This window comes from Nocardia sp. NPDC004568 (assembly GCF_040609955.1).
Classification (GTDB): Bacteria; Actinomycetota; Actinomycetes; order Mycobacteriales; family Mycobacteriaceae; genus Nocardia.
The window spans coordinates 1-15,741 of sequence record NZ_JBEXLL010000107.1 but is presented as its reverse complement, the minus strand read 5'-3'; the positions used below and the strand labels follow the sequence as shown (position 1 = coordinate 15,741).

Annotated in this window: 14 protein-coding genes; 3 read left to right on the top strand and 11 right to left on the bottom strand. The window is 69.0% G+C overall.

The window, feature by feature from the left end:
* Positions 1-114 precede the first annotated feature (114 nt).
* Positions 115-1,401 carry a TRAP transporter substrate-binding protein DctP gene (gene dctP, locus ABZV91_RS30080; protein ID WP_355248991.1) on the bottom strand — a complete coding sequence of 429 codons (1,287 nt, stop codon included), beginning with the start codon at positions 1,399-1,401 and terminating at the stop codon, positions 115-117.
* Positions 1,402-1,629: 228 nt separating this feature from the next.
* On the opposite strand from dctP, the gene ABZV91_RS30075 reads away from it, so the two are divergent.
* Together ABZV91_RS30075 and ABZV91_RS30070 are read left to right on the top strand one after the other, a co-directional pair.
* Positions 1,630-2,793, top strand: a complete 1,164-nt coding sequence (locus tag ABZV91_RS30075) for a CoA transferase (RefSeq protein WP_355248997.1) — start codon at positions 1,630-1,632, stop codon at positions 2,791-2,793.
* Positions 2,790-4,181 carry an amidohydrolase family protein gene (locus ABZV91_RS30070; RefSeq protein ID WP_355248988.1) on the top strand — a complete coding sequence of 464 codons (1,392 nt, stop codon included), beginning with the start codon at positions 2,790-2,792 and terminating at the stop codon, positions 4,179-4,181. Before ABZV91_RS30075 ends, ABZV91_RS30070 begins: the two co-directional genes overlap by 4 nt.
* 38 nt (positions 4,182-4,219) lie before the next feature.
* Here the strand turns inward: ABZV91_RS30070 and ABZV91_RS30065 are convergent, their stop codons facing one another.
* From ABZV91_RS30065 to ABZV91_RS30025, 9 genes are all read right to left on the bottom strand, one after another.
* Positions 4,220-5,323: an acyl-CoA dehydrogenase family protein gene (locus tag ABZV91_RS30065; protein ID WP_355248985.1), complete on the bottom strand. Its 1,104-nt coding sequence runs from the start codon at positions 5,321-5,323 to the stop codon at positions 4,220-4,222.
* A 51-nt stretch (positions 5,324-5,374) separates the two neighbouring features.
* Complete coding sequence (locus ABZV91_RS30060; RefSeq protein ID WP_355248982.1) at positions 5,375-6,634, bottom strand: acyl-CoA dehydrogenase family protein; 1,260 nt, start codon at positions 6,632-6,634, stop codon at positions 5,375-5,377.
* Positions 6,635-6,637: 3 nt separating this feature from the next.
* On the bottom strand, positions 6,638-8,065 hold the full coding sequence (locus ABZV91_RS30055) for a CoA transferase (RefSeq protein WP_355248994.1): 1,428 nt from the start codon (positions 8,063-8,065) through the stop codon (positions 6,638-6,640).
* The gene (locus ABZV91_RS30050; protein WP_355248979.1) at positions 7,960-9,000 is read right to left on the bottom strand and encodes a CoA transferase; all 1,041 of its coding nucleotides are present in this window, start codon (positions 8,998-9,000) and stop codon (positions 7,960-7,962) included. Before ABZV91_RS30050 ends, ABZV91_RS30055 begins: the two co-directional genes overlap by 106 nt.
* A gap of 82 nt (positions 9,001-9,082) precedes the next feature.
* Positions 9,083-9,223, bottom strand: a complete 141-nt coding sequence (locus ABZV91_RS30045; RefSeq protein ID WP_355248976.1) for a hypothetical protein — start codon at positions 9,221-9,223, stop codon at positions 9,083-9,085.
* A gap of 29 nt (positions 9,224-9,252) precedes the next feature.
* Complete coding sequence (locus ABZV91_RS30040) at positions 9,253-9,402, bottom strand: hypothetical protein (protein WP_355248974.1); 150 nt, start codon at positions 9,400-9,402, stop codon at positions 9,253-9,255.
* 140 nt (positions 9,403-9,542) lie between these two features.
* Positions 9,543-10,283: a 3-oxoacyl-ACP reductase FabG gene (fabG, locus tag ABZV91_RS30035; protein ID WP_355248972.1), complete on the bottom strand. Its 741-nt coding sequence runs from the start codon at positions 10,281-10,283 to the stop codon at positions 9,543-9,545.
* A gap of 40 nt (positions 10,284-10,323) precedes the next feature.
* Positions 10,324-11,529: a CaiB/BaiF CoA-transferase family protein gene (locus tag ABZV91_RS30030; protein ID WP_355248969.1), complete on the bottom strand. Its 1,206-nt coding sequence runs from the start codon at positions 11,527-11,529 to the stop codon at positions 10,324-10,326.
* 1 nt (position 11,530) lies between these two features.
* Complete coding sequence (locus tag ABZV91_RS30025; RefSeq protein WP_355248966.1) at positions 11,531-12,715, bottom strand: acyl-CoA dehydrogenase family protein; 1,185 nt, start codon at positions 12,713-12,715, stop codon at positions 11,531-11,533.
* Positions 12,716-12,825: 110 nt separating this feature from the next.
* Between ABZV91_RS30025 and ABZV91_RS30020 the strand changes: the two genes are divergently transcribed.
* Positions 12,826-14,046 carry a CoA transferase gene (locus ABZV91_RS30020; protein WP_355248963.1) on the top strand — a complete coding sequence of 407 codons (1,221 nt, stop codon included), beginning with the start codon at positions 12,826-12,828 and terminating at the stop codon, positions 14,044-14,046.
* A 68-nt stretch (positions 14,047-14,114) separates the two neighbouring features.
* On the opposite strand, the gene ABZV91_RS30015 is transcribed toward ABZV91_RS30020, so the two are convergent.
* Positions 14,115-15,623 (bottom strand): TRAP transporter large permease, encoded by a 1,509-nt coding sequence (locus ABZV91_RS30015; RefSeq protein WP_355248960.1) that lies wholly within the window; start codon positions 15,621-15,623, stop codon positions 14,115-14,117.
* Positions 15,624-15,741: the final 118 nt, after the last annotated feature.

The window sequence follows — 15,741 nt, the reverse complement described above, 5'->3', positions numbered from 1 at the left end:
TGCGAGGCGCTGTCGGCGGGATCCGCGAGCTGGGGATGAGCAGTGGTGCGGGCCGCGCTCGACGGGCCCGGGCCGCGTGCTGTGGGTTCGGGCGCGGGCCGGGACCGGGGCTCGTCAGACGGGACGGCGGTCGAGCAGGATCTCCCGGAAGACCCGCTGCACATACGGGCCGATATCGATCTTCCCCGGCTTGTACCACTCGGCGAAGCCGTTGTAATCGGTGGCGTTGGTATAGCCCAGGTCGGCGACGATATCGCTCCACTTCCCGGATTTCTCGCGCACCGAATCCACGAAGGCCCGGCCGTCGAGCAGCGCCGGATCATCGGCCCGTTTCTCGACGATCGAATCGTTGACCCGGCGGATCGCCGCCCGGGCATCGTCGGAGAACGGCACCACCGAACCGCCGTACTCCTTGATCTTCTTCACCGCACCGGCGGTGACCGGCCAGATCTTGTCCTCGATGGCCGCGGCGAGGAAGACGTCGAGACGATCCCACAGCAGCTGCCGGGCGGCCCGCGGCAGATTCGCCCAGAGGTCGGCGTTGAACACCATGTTCCCGGTCGGTACGGCCAGCCCGGCGCCCGGGTCGATGATCGTGTTCGGCGCGACTTCGACGATTCCGCCGATGGTCGCGGCCGACGGGCTCACCATCGAGCAGTCGATGACGCCGCGTTGCAGCGCTTCGTAGGCCTCGGTGTAGGCGACCGAGGTGGACGTGCCGCCGAGCGCCGAGACCTGTTCGCCGGCGACCGTACTGCCGACCGAGACACTTCTCCCGGCGAAATCGGACAGCCCGGTGCCCGGCTTCGCGCAGAACAGCGCGTTCATCCCCGCGTTGTAGGCCGGCAGCATCAATTCCAGGCCCTTGTCCGCGAACTCCGACACGATCTCGGGCGTCGCGAACGCGACCTCCGCGGGCCAGGCGTTGGACTGCAGGACGCCGGTCACCACGCTTTGATCCGAGAGGACTCCCGCGTCGAGGAGTGCGGCCGAGGCCGGGAACTCCTTGGGCTCGTAGACGGTCAGCACCTGACCCATATCGAGGCGTCCGTCGCTGACGGCATCGTCGATCTCGGTGGATTTCGCGATCGCGTCGGAGTACGCGAGATCGAAGGTGATCTTCCCGCCCGACCAGTCCTCCACCGCCGCCACATACTTCTCGACGAACGAACCGGCGACCGACCCCTTGGCGCCGGGCGACTGGGTGTGCAGCAGGATCGGGTCCATATCGGCCAGCGCCGCCTGATAGTCGGCCTTGGTGGCGCTGTAGGCGACGCTCGTGTCACCACCGCCCGCTCCCCCGGCGCCGGTTTCGGCGCATCCGGCGAGTACCAGCGCACCGGCCGCGACGATTGCGCCGGCGCGGATCACTGCGCCGGTGCGGGTGAAGAATCTGGTCACTGGATCTCCCTTTTGACGAGCCCGACGGCCGGAAAACGAGCTGAGCGAGGTCGGTTCGGTCACACACAACCGTCGCGCGAAAAGTGAGGCGGCTCACTTTGATGATGGTAATCATGCGTCTGAATTAATCGCTTGTCAAGATCTATGCGCATCATTATTAGCGGCAGGTAGTATCGGCGCGTGTCCGACACCTCGGCAGCGACCGCCCCGGCCCCCGCCGCGCGGCGGATCCTCGACTGGGCCGAGAGCGGAGTTCCCGCACTCACCGGCTATCCGGACGGCCCCGCACTCATCCCGCCCGGTGTCGCGGCCACGGTCGCCCGCGAACACACCGCCCGGATCGCGGCGCTCACCGGTGGACGGGTCCGGCTCGACGGCGCCCGCCTGCTCACCGAGCGGGCCGCCTTCACCGGGTCCACCCGCGGCGGCACCCACTCGGCCGGGCGCGCCTGCCGCCTGCTGCCCACCGCCGACGGCTGGGCCGCGGTCAGTTGCGCACGGCCCGACGATCCCGTTCTCCTCGCCGCACTCGTCTGCCGGGACCCGGTCGACGATCCGTGGCCCGGCCTGCGACAGTGGCTCCGCACCCACACCGGGACCGAACTCGCCGAGCGCGCGGAACTGCTCGGCGTGGCCGCGGGACCGATCGCCCCGGTGCCGGGCGAACCACCACAGCCCTCGCGGCCTCGTCCGGTGGACGGTGTGCGCGTGGTCGATTTCAGTGCCCTGTGGGCGGGCCCGCTGTGCGCCCACATCCTCGGGCTCGCGGGTGCGCGCGTGATCAAGGTGGAAACCCCCACCCGCCCCGACGGCGCCCGCCGCGGGGAGCCGGGTTTCTACCAGCTGCTGCACGGCGGCCACGAATCCGTCGTGCTCGACCCCGGTGACTCCGTGCACCGTCACGCGCTGCGCGAACTGGTGGCCTCCGCCGATATCGTGATCGAGGCGTCGCGCCCGCGCGCGCTGGCCGGATTCGGGCTCGACGCACAGGCGTTCGCCGATTCCGGCGGCACCTGGATCTCGATCACGGCGCACGGCCGTGGCTCGAATCGTATCGGCTTCGGCGACGATATCGCCGCGACCGCCGGCCTGGTGGCCCGGGCGCCGGACGGCACACCTCTGTTCGTCGGCGACGCGATCGCCGACCCGTTGACCGGCCTGACCGCGGCGGTACTGGCGATGTCGGCGCCGCCCGACGGCGGTGGTCGTCTGTGGGATATTTCGATGTCCGCGGTGGTGGCCGCGACACTCGATCCCGCGGCCACCGCGACCCTGCCGATCGAGGAGTCACAGATCGTCGCGCCGACCCGCCGCGAGGCCGTCGGTGCCGCCCCGGACAGCGGCCGCGATACCCGCGCGGTGCTCGCCGAACTGGGTGTGCGGCTCGGATGACGGATCTACTGATCCGCGACGCGGAAGTGTCCGGCGGGCCGCGCACCGACGTCCTGGTCCGCCGCGGCACGGTCGCCGCGCTGGGGAAGGATCTGCCCGCGGCCGGCATCCCGGTACTCGACGCCGCGGGCGGCGCCCTGCTGCCGGGCCTGCACGACCACCACCTGCATCTGCACGCGCTCGCGGCGGACGCGGATTCGGTGCGCTGCGGGCCGCCGCGCGTGCGCACCGCCGCCGAGTTGGCCGACGCGCTCGCCGCCGCCCCGGGGGAGGGCTGGATCCGCGGGGTCGGCTATGTCGAAACCGTCGCCGGCCTCCTCGATTCGGCGGCGCTCGATGCCCTGCACAGCACCCGGCCGGTGCGCGTCCAGCACCGCAGCGGCGCGCTGTGGATACTCAACTCGGCCGCCGCGCGCCGGGTCGGCCTCGACTCCGCGAACGAACCGGGTGTGGAACGCGATGCGGCCGGACGGCCGACCGGCCGGATCTGGCGGGCGGACACCTGGCTGCGCTCGCGCCTACCGGATACGGGGCCGCCCGCTCTCACCGCGGTCGGCGCGCGACTGGCGCGCTACGGAATCACCGGGATCACCGACGCCACACCGGACCTGACCGGTGAATCCCTCACCGCGCTCGGCACCGCGGCGACCTCGGGACAGGTGCCCCAGCGGCTCACGCTGCTGGGCGTACCGCTCGGCCGGGTCGGCGCGGCCGGGGTGACGATCGGGCCGTACAAGGTCGTGCTCGCGGACTCGGGCCTGCCCGAGATCGATACGCTCGTCGGCACGGTCCGGCGCGCGCACGAACTGCACCGGCCGGTCGCGGTGCACTGTGTCAGCCGGGAGGCGCTGCTCGTCCTGCTCGCCGCCTTCGACGAGGCCGGCACGATCGCGGGCGACCGGATCGAGCACGGCGCCGTCGTCCCGGCCGAATCTCTCGGCGTCCTGCGGCGTCTCGGCGTCACCGTGGTGACGCAACCGGGGTTCCTGGCCGACCGCGGCGACGACTACCTCCACCGAGTGGACCCGGCCGATCTGCCCGATCTCTACCGGTGCCGCAGTGTGGCCGAGGCCGGCGTGGGCCTGGCCCTGTCCAGTGATGCCCCGTACGGCCCACTCGACCCGTGGCAGGTGGTCGCCGCGGCCGTGACCCGGCGCGCGCCCGGCGGTCGCGTCGTCGGTCCGGGCGAAACTCTGTGTCCGTCGCAGGCACTCGGGCGCTATCTCGCCCCGCTACACGATCCGGGCGGTCCGGCGCGCAGCGTCACCCCCGGCGTCGCGGCCGATCTGGTACTGCTGGATCGGCCGATCGGCCGGCAGCTCGCGGAACCGACAGCGGCGGCGGTCCGCACCACGATCATCGGCGGACGGATCGTGTTCGATCGATAGGCGGTGGGTGGCCCGCGACCGCTCGGGGCACCCACCGGTCAGATTCCGACGAGCTCCGCGAGCAACTCGGTGTGGTGCGCGTGATCACCGAACAGTGGTTCGATGGCCTTCGCCCGCCGGAAGTACAGGTGCGGGTCGGCCTCCCAGGTGAACCCGATGCCGCCGTGGATCTGAATATTTTGTGCCGCACACAGATTCAGGCATTCCGCCGCCTGCGCCTTGGCCATCACCGCGACCCGGTGGAACTCCTCGTTGTCCTCCGCGGCGCACAGCGACGCGTACATCACGGTGGCCTGGGCCGCGTCGATCGCGATCGCCATATCGGCGCATTTGTGTTTGACGGCCTGGAAGGAGCCGATGGGGCGATTGAACTGGACGCGGTGTTTCGCGTAGTCCACGGCCATCGCGAGGACCGCCTCGGCCGCGCCGAGGGCCTCGTTCGCGAGCAGGGTGCGCACCATATCGACGACCCGGCCGATCGCGTCCCGGTCGGCGCCGAGCAACCGGGCCGGGGCCGCGGCGAGCTCGACGGTGGCCACCGTGCGGGTCGGGTCCAGCGATGCCCGCGCCGTGGCTTGCACACCCGGGCCCCGCGCGTCCACGACGTAGAGGGCCACCGCGTCCCCGTCCGGGGTCGCGGCCGGGACCACCAGCAGATCGGCCACGTGTCCGAAGGCGACGTAGTCGAGGCGGCCGGTGAGCGCCGGGGCGCCGGGGCCGCCCGCCGCCCGCACCGGGGCGGCGCCGGGCTCGGTGTCCTGCGCACCACTGAGCGCCAGGGTGCCGATCACCTGGCCGTCGAGCAGACCGGGCAACAGTTCGTGCTGCTGTGCTGTGCTACCCAGTCGGAGGACCGCTTCGATCGCGCCGGTGGTGGTGACCATCGGCACCGGGGTCAGTGCCCGGCCCAGTTCCTGCGCGACCAGCGCGGTTTCGAGGAAACTGAACCCGCCACCGCCGAACCGCTCCGCCACGTGCAGGCCCGGTATTCCCATATTCGAGGCCAGCAATCGCCAGGTCTCGGCGTCATACGCGCCCTGCTCGGCGATCTCGCGCACCCGGGACATCGGGGCGCGCTCGGTCAGGAGCCGGCGCAGCGAGCTCCGGAACTCCTCCTGGTCGGAGTCGTATGCGAAGTACACGTGTTCTTCCGTTCTCGGCGTTCCGCCGCCACGACGGCGGAAGAGGATGGGTCAGGCGCTCTTGCGGCGGCCGATGTCCTGGAAGGGACCGCCGTCCAGACGGGGCTCCCGGGGCAGCCCGAGCAACTGCTCGCCGATGATGTTGCGCTGGATCTGCGAACTGCCGCCGTAGATGGTGGCGGCCCGCGCGTACAGCGCGATATCGGTCCAGCACCGGGACGAGTTGTCGGCGCCGGGGTTCGGAGTCACCAGCATGCCGTCGTTGCCGCCGCCGGTCGGCGTGAGCACTTCGAGCCCGAGGATCTGCATCCCGACCTCGGTGAGGCGCTGGAAGAACTCGCTCCAGATCACTTTCGAGAACGAGCCGTCCACGCCGTGGGAACCGCCGTTGAGCAGTTTCGTCAGCGCGCGATAGCCTCGGAACCGCATGGTCTGCACCCGGGACCAGCACCACGCGAGTTCGGCTCGGATCCGCGGATCGCCGGTGAGACCGCGCTCCCGGGCCAGTTCGATCAGCCGTTCCACTTCGCGCCCGAAGCGCACGGCGTCGGTGGTGGCCCGCACGCCGCGTTCGAATCCGAGCAGGGTGTTGGCGGTGTTCCAGCCGGCGTTCACACCACCGAGCACATGGGAGGCGGGGGTGCGGGCGTCGGTGAAGAACACTTCGCTGAAGGCGACGTAGCCCGCGGCGTTGACGATCGGCCGCACCTCGACACCGGGCTGGTCCATCGGTACCAGCAGAAAGGACAGACCCTTGTGTTTGGCCACGGTCGGATCGGTGCGAGCGATCACGAAGATCCAGTTGGCCCGGTGGCCCTGCGAGGTCCAGGTCTTCTGCCCGTTGATCACCCACTCGTCGCCCTCGAGCACGGCCCGGGTGCGCATACCCGCCAGGTCGGAGCCGGCGTCGGGCTCCGAGTAGCCCTGGCACCACACATGCTCGCCGGACAGCATCCGGGGCAGGAAGTACTGCTTCTGTTCCGCGGTGCCGAGTACGGTCATGGTGTTGCCGAGCAGTTTGATCCCGAGGGTGTCGTTCTCGGTCCCGTCCGGCACACCGAGCCGCATGAGCTCTTCATTCAGCACCACCTGCTCGATACTCGACAGACCGGCGCCACCGAACTCCCGCGGCCACGAGACGGCGAGGAGATCGTTGTCGGCGAGCACTTTCCGCCAGGTCGTCAGGAATTCCTCCTGCTCGGCCGCGGCGAGCGCACCGATACCCTGCCAGTTCTCGGGCAGCTTCGATTCGAGCAGTTCGCGTACACGGGCACGATAGGTCTCCGCCTCGGCGGGATAGGTGATGTCCATGGTTCAGGATTCCTCTGCCGCCGCCGTGGGCAGCTTGCACACGGTCGCCATCAGGGCGGCGACCTCGTCGGGGGTGTAGCCGAGTTCGGTCAGGATCTCGGCCGAATGCTGGCCGAGTTGCGGGCTACCGCCCTTGAACCGGCCGGGGGTCTCGGACAGATGGATGACCATGCCGACCTCACGCGACCAGCCGTATTCGGGATGGTGATGCTCCACCACGCGCTGTGAGTCCAGCGCCCACTCCTCCCAGAGCAGCTCGGGCATGATCGGATGATCCAGCGGGATCTCGGCGGGCACATCGTGCCCGTCCAGCAGCTCGAAGGCGTGCGCGCTCGTCGATTCCGCGAACCGCGCGGTGAGCGCTTTCGCGAGCGCGTCCGCGTGGGCGGCACGGGCACGGGTGCTCGTGAACCGGTCGTCGGCGGCCAGATCCGGCAGGTCGAGCGCGGTAGTGAGCCGGCCGAATGCCGCGTCACCGAATACGGCGAGGGCGATCCAGCCGTCGGCGGTGCGATACAGCCGGTAGAGCGGGGACAGACCCATCTGCTCGGCATCGAGCCGATGGGCGGGTACCGCGGCGCCGTCGAGGGTGGCCGCGTGCTCACTGATGACGAACAGGCTCGAATGCAGTTGCGGGCTCTCGACATACTGTCCCGCGCCCGTGCCGGCCCGGTGGTGCAGCGCCAGCAGGACCGTGACCGCGCCCAGGAATCCGTTGTAGAGGTCTTCGTTGCCGATCACTCGGCGGATCGGGGGGTTACCCTCGCCCGCGCCCTCGAAGTTCAGGCCCACCAGCCCGGAGACCAGCGGCGCGAACGATTTCAGCGTCGATTTCGGACCGGCCGAACCGAATCCGGGCAGATACGCATAGACCAGGTCCGGGTTGATCGCGGCCAACTGCTCGTACCCCAGACCGATCTTCTCCGCCTTACCGGGACGGTAGTTCTGCATGACCACGTCGGCCTCGGCGACCAGCCGATGCGCGATCTCCTGCCCTTCGGGGGTCCGCAGATCCAGCGCGATGGTGCGCTTTCCACGGTTGGCACCTTCGAAGAGGTCACCCAGTGGGCGCATCTGATCGCCGGCCAGGGGTTCCACCTTGATGACCTCGGCCCCGAGATCCGACAGCAGCCGGGAACCGAACCCGGTCGCGAAGTAGGAGCTGAAATCCAGGATCCGCACGCCTTCCAGGGGCGCGCTCACCCGGGTAGCGGCCCGGACGGGCGCCCATCGCGGTGAACGGGTGACCTCCCCGAGACGCGCATTGTGCGCCCCGACGCGAGGCGCCGGCGCAGGGGCGTCGGGCACCGATTTCTCGAACCGGATCACCGGGCCGATCTGGCGGAGGGTGCCGTGCTGCTCGTCGGGCACATCGATCGCGACCCCGGCGAACCGCACCTGGTCGTCGGCGAAGGTTTCCTCGGGATGCAGGACCGGCAGCGCGGCGATATCGGCGGCGTGGAACAGCTCGAGCCATTCGTCACGGGGGGGGCCCGGAAGGCCTCCGGTACCTTGTTGCGCGCGATATCGAGCTCCACCTCGTTCAGCGGCACCGCCATCTCCGGTCCGGAGATCGTCTGCGTCTGTTCGCCGAAACCGAGCAGATCCATCATCCGCTTGTACGAGCCGGGCCCGCCGGTGTGCGGAATCAGCCATTTCCCGTCGGCGCACCGGAAGGGATCGGTGATCAACCGCTTGGAGCCGAATCCCTTCTGGTTGCCGCTGCGGGCGAGATAGGAGATGTCCCGCTCGTTCCACCACCAGTTCATCGAGGAGATCGCCAGCATGCCGTCGAGCAGTGAGGTGTCGACCTTCTGCCCGGTGCCGTTCAGCTTCCGGGCGCGCAGCGCCGCGAGAATGCCGATGGTGGTGAGGAACGCGGTGCCGTAGGAGACCGTCGGATGCCCCATGAAGACAGGGCCGTCGCGGTGTCCCTGCTGTTCGGCCATCTGGCCGAGGCGGGCGTTGAGCAGTGCTTCGTAACCGGGCCGGGAGGCGAGCGGCCCGTCGTTGCCGTACCCGGTGACCGAGCAGTAGACGAGTTCCGGGAACTTCTCGTGCCAGTGCTCGTAGCCGATACCGAGGGCATCGGCCCGGCCGGTACCGAAGGATTCGACGAAGACGTCCGCGCCGGACACCAGTTGTTCGGCGATCGCCCGCCCCGCCGCGGTGCGCAGATCGGCTTCGACGCTCCACTTCCCTCGATCGGTCGTTGCCCGCAGGATCGAATCGGCGTCCGGCGGTCCGCCGGGGCGTTCGAGTTTGACGACGCGGGCGCCGTAGTCGGCGAGCATCATCGTCGAGATGGCCGCCGGCATACCCCAGCTCGCATCGATCACAACGAGTCCGTCGAGGGGACCAGCCATGGGAGGCTCCTTCTTCTACACACGTGCGTGTCGGGCAGCACCCATCGGGCACAGTCCGGCAGCGAGAATTTCGGGGGCCGTCCTAGTCGGACGACGGCAGCGGTTTGGCGGTGAGCAGTTCCATCGGAGCTCCGTGGCAGGTGAAACGACCCTCGCCCTTCTTCACGCAGATCACCTGGGTCTGGCAGGTGCCACAGGTGTAGCGCTTACCGGTCTCGTTCATTGATTTCCTCCTCGATGTGTCCGGGGCTGTCAGCGGCCCGCGAAGGTGATCTCGAGGGCGACGCCGCAGCAGGTCAGCGCCGAACCACCGGCGGTGGTGACGATCGCCTCCGAGCCGCATTCGTTGCAGCGCAACCGGCTTCCGTTGGTGGCCTGGGTGCCGAGGGTTGTATCGGACATATCCGCTCCTTCGTCGGGGACCGCACTGGCCGGCGCGGGACTCACGACGTCCGGCGCGGGTGCACAACGTTACTCAGTTCACCATAATGATAGTCATAGATTATGGCAAGGGTGACTCCACCACGCCCGCGGGCGCGGGATCACATCAATCGGCCACCGGTCACTTCGAGGACGGTGCCGGTCATATAACTCGACAGATCACTGGCGAGGAACAACACGACCGAGGCGACCTCTCCCGGCTCCCCCGCACGACCCAGCGGAATCTCGGCCATCTTCTGCTCCCAGATCCGCTCGGGCATGGCCGTGGTCATCGGCGTCCGGATGAGACCCGGCTGCACCGCGTTCACCCGCACATTCCTGAAGGCGACCTCTTTGGCGGCCGCCTTGGTGAGACCCACGATCCCCGCCTTGGCCGCCGAATAGTTGGTCTGCCCGACGAGCCCGACCTTCCCCGACAGCGAGGAGATGTTCACGATCGATCCCGCCCCGTGCTCGCGCATCCGATTCGCGGCCACCCGGGTGCCGTTCCACGCACCCTTGAGGTGCACGGCGATGATGTCGTCGAAGTCCTGCTCGCTCATCTTCCGCATCGTCGCGTCCCGCGTCATACCCGCGTTGTTGACGAACACCCCGAGCGGGCCGAAAGCCTCCTCGGCGGTATCGACCACGGCCGCCACGGCGGCGCCGTCGCGCACATCGCAGTGGGCGAACCGGGCGTTATCCGAACCGCCGAGTGCGGTCACCGCCTGCGCGCCGGCCTCGTCGTTGATATCGGCGATCACGACCTTGGCACCCTCGCGTACGAATCCCCGCGCGATCTCCAGGCCGATTCCCTGTGCGGCCCCCGTCACGACGGCGACCTTGTCTTCCAGCAGTCCCACTGCCGCTCCCATCCATGTCTTCGAGGAATCCGGTGCCGTGCTACTGCACGACTCCGGCCGATCGCAGCTCCGCGATCCGTCCCTCCCCGAAACCGATCCCGGCCAGTACCGTGTCGGTCTGCTCCCCCAGCGCCGGCACCGCACCCATCCGCAACTCCACATCGCGGAAGATCATGGGCGGCAGCACCGCGCGGATCGGCCCCGCCTCGGTCCCCACCTCGCGCCACCGGTCCCGGGCCGCCAGCTGGGGATGAGCGATCACGCTCTTCATATCCCCGAGTTGCGCCGCGGGGATCCCGGCCTTCGCGAGCCGGTCGTCGAGATCGGCGGTATCGAAGCCCCGGGTGAGCGCGCCGACGAGTTCGTCGACCTCGGCCCGATTCCGCACGCGTTCGATATTCGTCGCGAAGCGGGGCTCATCGGCGAGTTCGGGCCGATCGAACACCTCGGTCACCAGCGTGCGCCAGCCCCGGTCGTTCTGCACTCCGATGAGGATCTGCCCGTCCCGGGTGGGGTAGGCGTCGTACGGCGCGATCGAGGCGTGCGACAACCCCATCCGCCGGATCTGCACATCCTGGTACATCTGCATATAGATGGAATGCCCGAGCCACTCCACGGTCGCGTCGAACATCGCGACATCGATGGTCGCGCCCGCACCGGTCCGTTCCCGGCGGAACAGCGCCGCCTGGATCGCGGACAGCGCGTACATCCCGGCGGCGATATCAGAGGTGGGGATCCCGGTTTTGGTGGCCGTCTCCGGCGTACCGGTGATCGAGACCAGTCCGGTCTCGGCCTGGACCAACATATCGTAGGCCTTGCGGTCCACGAACGGCCCCGACGTCCCGTACCCCGACATATTGACCACGACCAGCTCGGGGTGATCGGCGCGCAACTCCTCCGCGCCCAACCCCAGCCGTTCGGCGGCGCCGGGCGCCGAATTCTGCACGAACACATCCGCTCCGGCGATCAGCGCCCGCACCGCGGCGAGGCCCGCGTCGGCCTTGAGGTCGACGCACAGCGATTCCTTGCCGCGGTTGAGCCAGACGAAATGCGAGGCCAGGCCGTGGACGGCCGTATCGTAGTGCCGGGCGAAATCGCCCTCCCCGATCCGCTCGACCTTGATCACCCGGGCCCCGAGATCGGCGAGATGCCGGGTCGCGATGGGTGCGGCCACGGCCTGCTCGAGGCTGACCACGGTGATTCCCGCGAGCGGCAGGCCGGCGTCGTGCCCCGGTTCCGGTGTCATCTCAGCGACCTCCGCCCGTCTGCCGCTGCGCGGCCTTCACCAGACCGCCACCGATGATCAGACGCTGGATCTCACTGGTTCCCTCGTACAGCCGCAGCAGCCGCACATCGCGGTAGAGCCGCTCCACGGTGACCTCCCGCATATATCCGGTGCCCCCGTGGATCTGCACCGCCAGATCGGCCGCGCGACCGACCATCTCGGTGCAGTACAGCTTGGCCGCGGACGGGCCGATCCGCCGGTCGGCGCCGGAGACATAACGCGCCGCGACCTCACGGACCATCGCCCGCCCCGCCATGACGCCGGTGGCGATATCGGCGAGCATGGCCTGCACCAGCTGGAATTCACCGATCGGGGTGCCGCCCTGGGTGGCGGTGGCCGCGTAGGCGACGGATTCGTCGAGCGCGCGCTGAGCGCTGCCCACGGCGAGCGCGGCGATATGGACCCGGCCGCGGGCCAGCGATGTCATCGCGGCCCGGTAGCCCACATCCTCACTGCCGCCTACGAGCGCCGAATGCGGAACGCGGACATCGGTGAACCGGATATCGGCCGTCCAGGCGCCCTCCTGTCCCATCTTCCGGTCCTTGGGCGCGACCTCGATACCCGGCGTATCGGCCGGGACGAGGAACACCGCGATACCGGTGCCGTTCTCGTCGGCGGGCCGGGTGCGGGCGAAGACGACGAACAGATCGGCCAGCGGGGCATTGGTGATGAAACGTTTCTCCCCGTCGATCACCCAGTCGTCACCGTTGCGGACCGCCCTGGCGCGTAAGCCGGACGGGTTGGAGCCGGCACCGGGTTCGGTCAACGCGAACGAGGCCACCACGGCACCGGAGGCGATATCCTCGAGCCATCGCGCCTTCTGCTCCTCGGTCCCGAAGCCCACCAGCACCTGCCCGGCGATACCGTTGTTGGTGCCGAACATCGACCGCAGGGCCAGCGAGGTGTAACCGAATTCCATTGCCAGTTCGACATCCTGGGTCAGGTCCAGTCCCAGGCCGCCCCACTCCTGTGGGATCGCGTAGCCGAACAGGCCCATCGCCGCGGCATCGCGGCGGATATCGTCGGGAATGCTGTCGGTATCCGCGATCTCCTGCTCACGTGGCATCACTTCCTTGCGGATGAACTCACGCGTCTGCGCCAGGATGTCAGCGAAATCTTCCGGACCGACTGCCGAAATAGTGGCCATGAGGGCAGTATCCCGTCCGCCAATGATGCATGTCAATACTATGGTGTGATTTATTATCATTAATTATGCCCGTGCCTGATCAGCGGCCCTATGGACCGGAGGAATTCCAGATGACCCGACCGACCCCCACACCGCATCCCTTGGCCGGAGTGCGCGTCGTCGAGATCTCGAGCTTCGTCGCCTCTCCGCTGTGCGGCCTGACCCTGGCCCAGCTGGGCGCCGAGGTCATCCGGATCGATCCACTCGGCGGCGCCGCCGATATCGACCGGTGGCCGCTCACCGAGACCGGCGAATCGATCTACTGGACCGGCCTCAATCGCGGGAAACGGTCCGTGGCATTGGATCTGCGCAGCCCCGCCGGACAGGAGATCGTCCGGCGTCTGGTGACCGCGCCCGGCCAGGGCGGCGGCATCCTGGTGACCAACGCGGGCGGCCGGCACTGGATGAGCCACGACACGCTGTCCGCCCACCGCGCCGATATCATCACCCTGGAATTGCTGGGTCGTCACGACGGTAAGCCGGCCGTGGACTACACCGTCAACGCCGCCCTGGGATTTCCGCAGATCACCGGCCCACTCGAGCACGCCGGTGTGGTCAATCACGTACTCCCCGCCTGGGATGTCGCCGCGGGATTGCACGCCGCGCTCGCGGTGACCGCGGCCGTACACCGCCGTGCCGTCACCGGAGCGGGCGCCCGGATCGTGCTCCCGCTCGAAGATGTCGCGCTAGCGACCGCCGGAGCGCTCGGCTATCTCACCGAAGTACAGGTCAACGGACACGACCGGGCCGGTACCGGAAACTCCGTGTACGGCACCTACGGCACCGATTTCACTACCGCCGACGGCGCGCGCTTCATGGTCGTCGCATTGACCACGCGGCATTTCCGTGACCTGACGGCCGTCACCGGGACCGAGCAACCCGTCGCCGCACTGGAATCCGCCCTGGACGCCGATTTCGGACGGGAGAGCGACCGCTACGAGCACCGTGCCGTGCTCACCGCGCTGTTCGCCCGCTGGTTCCGCGCACACGACGCCCACGAGGTCGGCGCGGCCCTGGCCGCGACCTCGGTACTACACGCGCGGTACCGCACCTTCGAGCAGACGGTCCGGTCCGGTGATCTGCAGGCCAATCCCCTCTTCTCCCCGCTGACCCAGCCGCGGATCGGCGAGTACCTCGCCGCCGCCGAACCCGCCTCCTTCGACGGAACCCATCTGCGCACCGGCCCGGCCGCCGCACTCGGCGCGGACGGCCGGACCGTACTGCGTGAGGTGCTCGCCATGGACGACGCCGAGATCACCGCTCTCGGGGAGGCGGGGGTCCTGGGCGGCTGACGGATCCCGGACGGCGAACGGCCGGAGAGGGATATCCTCTCCGGCCGTTCCGCTCGGTGCGTCCCGGCTCAGCCGGCGCTGGACCGGTCCGGCAGGAATGTCGCGATCTCCGGGAAGAAGATCAGGATCAGCACCGCCACGATCGCCATCGGCAGGAACCACAAAGAGGCGACGAAAACATCCTTCAGCGGGATACTGCGGCCCAGATTGACCTCCGGGTCCTTGGCGATGGAATGGATGACCATGGCCAGGACGCCGACCGGCGGCGAGAGGATGGCCAGTTCCCCCATGAACACCGTGAAGGCGCCGAACCACAGCAGCGAGATATCCAGGGCCTGCAGCGTCGGGATGAGGATCGGAATGGTCAGCACCATCATCGGCAGCGGTTCCATGAACGCGCCGAGCAGCAGGTAGACCACCACCATCAGCAGCAGGAACTCCACCCGGCCGAGATCCATCCCGGCGATCAGGTCGGCGAACCCGTTGCTGATACCGCTGAGTGTCATCATGCGCGAGAGCGCCTCGACACCGACGAGCAGCAGGAACACCGCGCCCACTGTGGACACCGTGCCGACGGCGCCGTCGGCGAGCGCGCGGAATGCCCCACCGGTCCCGCGCTTCCACAGCAGCACCACACCCACCGAGCACAGCGCCGCCGCGGCACCGGCCTCGGTCGCGGTGAAGATGCCCGACAGCATGCCGCCCACGATCACCAGCATCAGCACCGGCACCGGCCAGGCCTGCGCGAGACTGACGAACTTCTGCTTCCAGGAGACTCGCTCGGTACCCCGGCCGCGGTTCGGACCGGCCAGATCTCTGCCGAAGACGGCGAACCCGACGATCGCGAGGCTGAAGAGAACCGCCACCAGGATGCCCGGGCCGATGCCGGCCAGCAGCTGTTTACCCACCGGCACCTCCGCGATACCGGCGTAGAGCACGAGCAGGATGCTGGGCGGTATGAGCTGTCCCGGCAGGCCGGCCACGATGACCGCGCCGACCGCCAAGCGGCGGTCGTAGCCGGCCTTCAGCATCTCCGGGATACCGATTCGACCGAGGGCGTAGGCGGTGCCGGTGGTCGAACCACTGACCGTGGCCAGTCCCGCTCCGGCGACATTGGTGCCCACCGCCAGCCCGCCGGGCAGCCAGCCGAGCCAGTGCCGGGCCACCGTGTAGAGGTTCGCGGTGAGTCCGGACCGCCACATCAGCAGTCCCATGAGCACGAACATCGGCACGACGCTGAGTGTCCAGCTCGCGACCTGGTCGTAGGGCAGCGAGGACAACGCGCTCACCACCGTCTTCTCCCCACGCAGCGCGTAGAGCCCCGCGAAGGACGGGATGATCATGGTCATGGCGACCGGCACGCGCAACAGCAGCAGTGCCAGCATCATCACCAGCGCGGCACAGCCGACCGCCTGCGGTTTCAGCGGCATGAAGACGGCCGCGGCCGAGCCGGCGAGCACGACGACGAGCGCACCGAAGACGGTCCACGATCGGAGGGTGTGCCGACGGCCCGGACCCACGGGCGGCGGGTCGATCGGATGGCCGCCCGCTTCGGCGGGGGCGGTGGTGGTGGTCATTTCTTCTCCGAATCCACTGTCGTGCCGGGCGGGGGGGGGGGCGCGGGGCCCCGCGCGGGGGGCGGGGGGGGGAAGGCACCGGGGAGAAAAAAAAAAAAAAAAAAAAAGAAAAAATCGA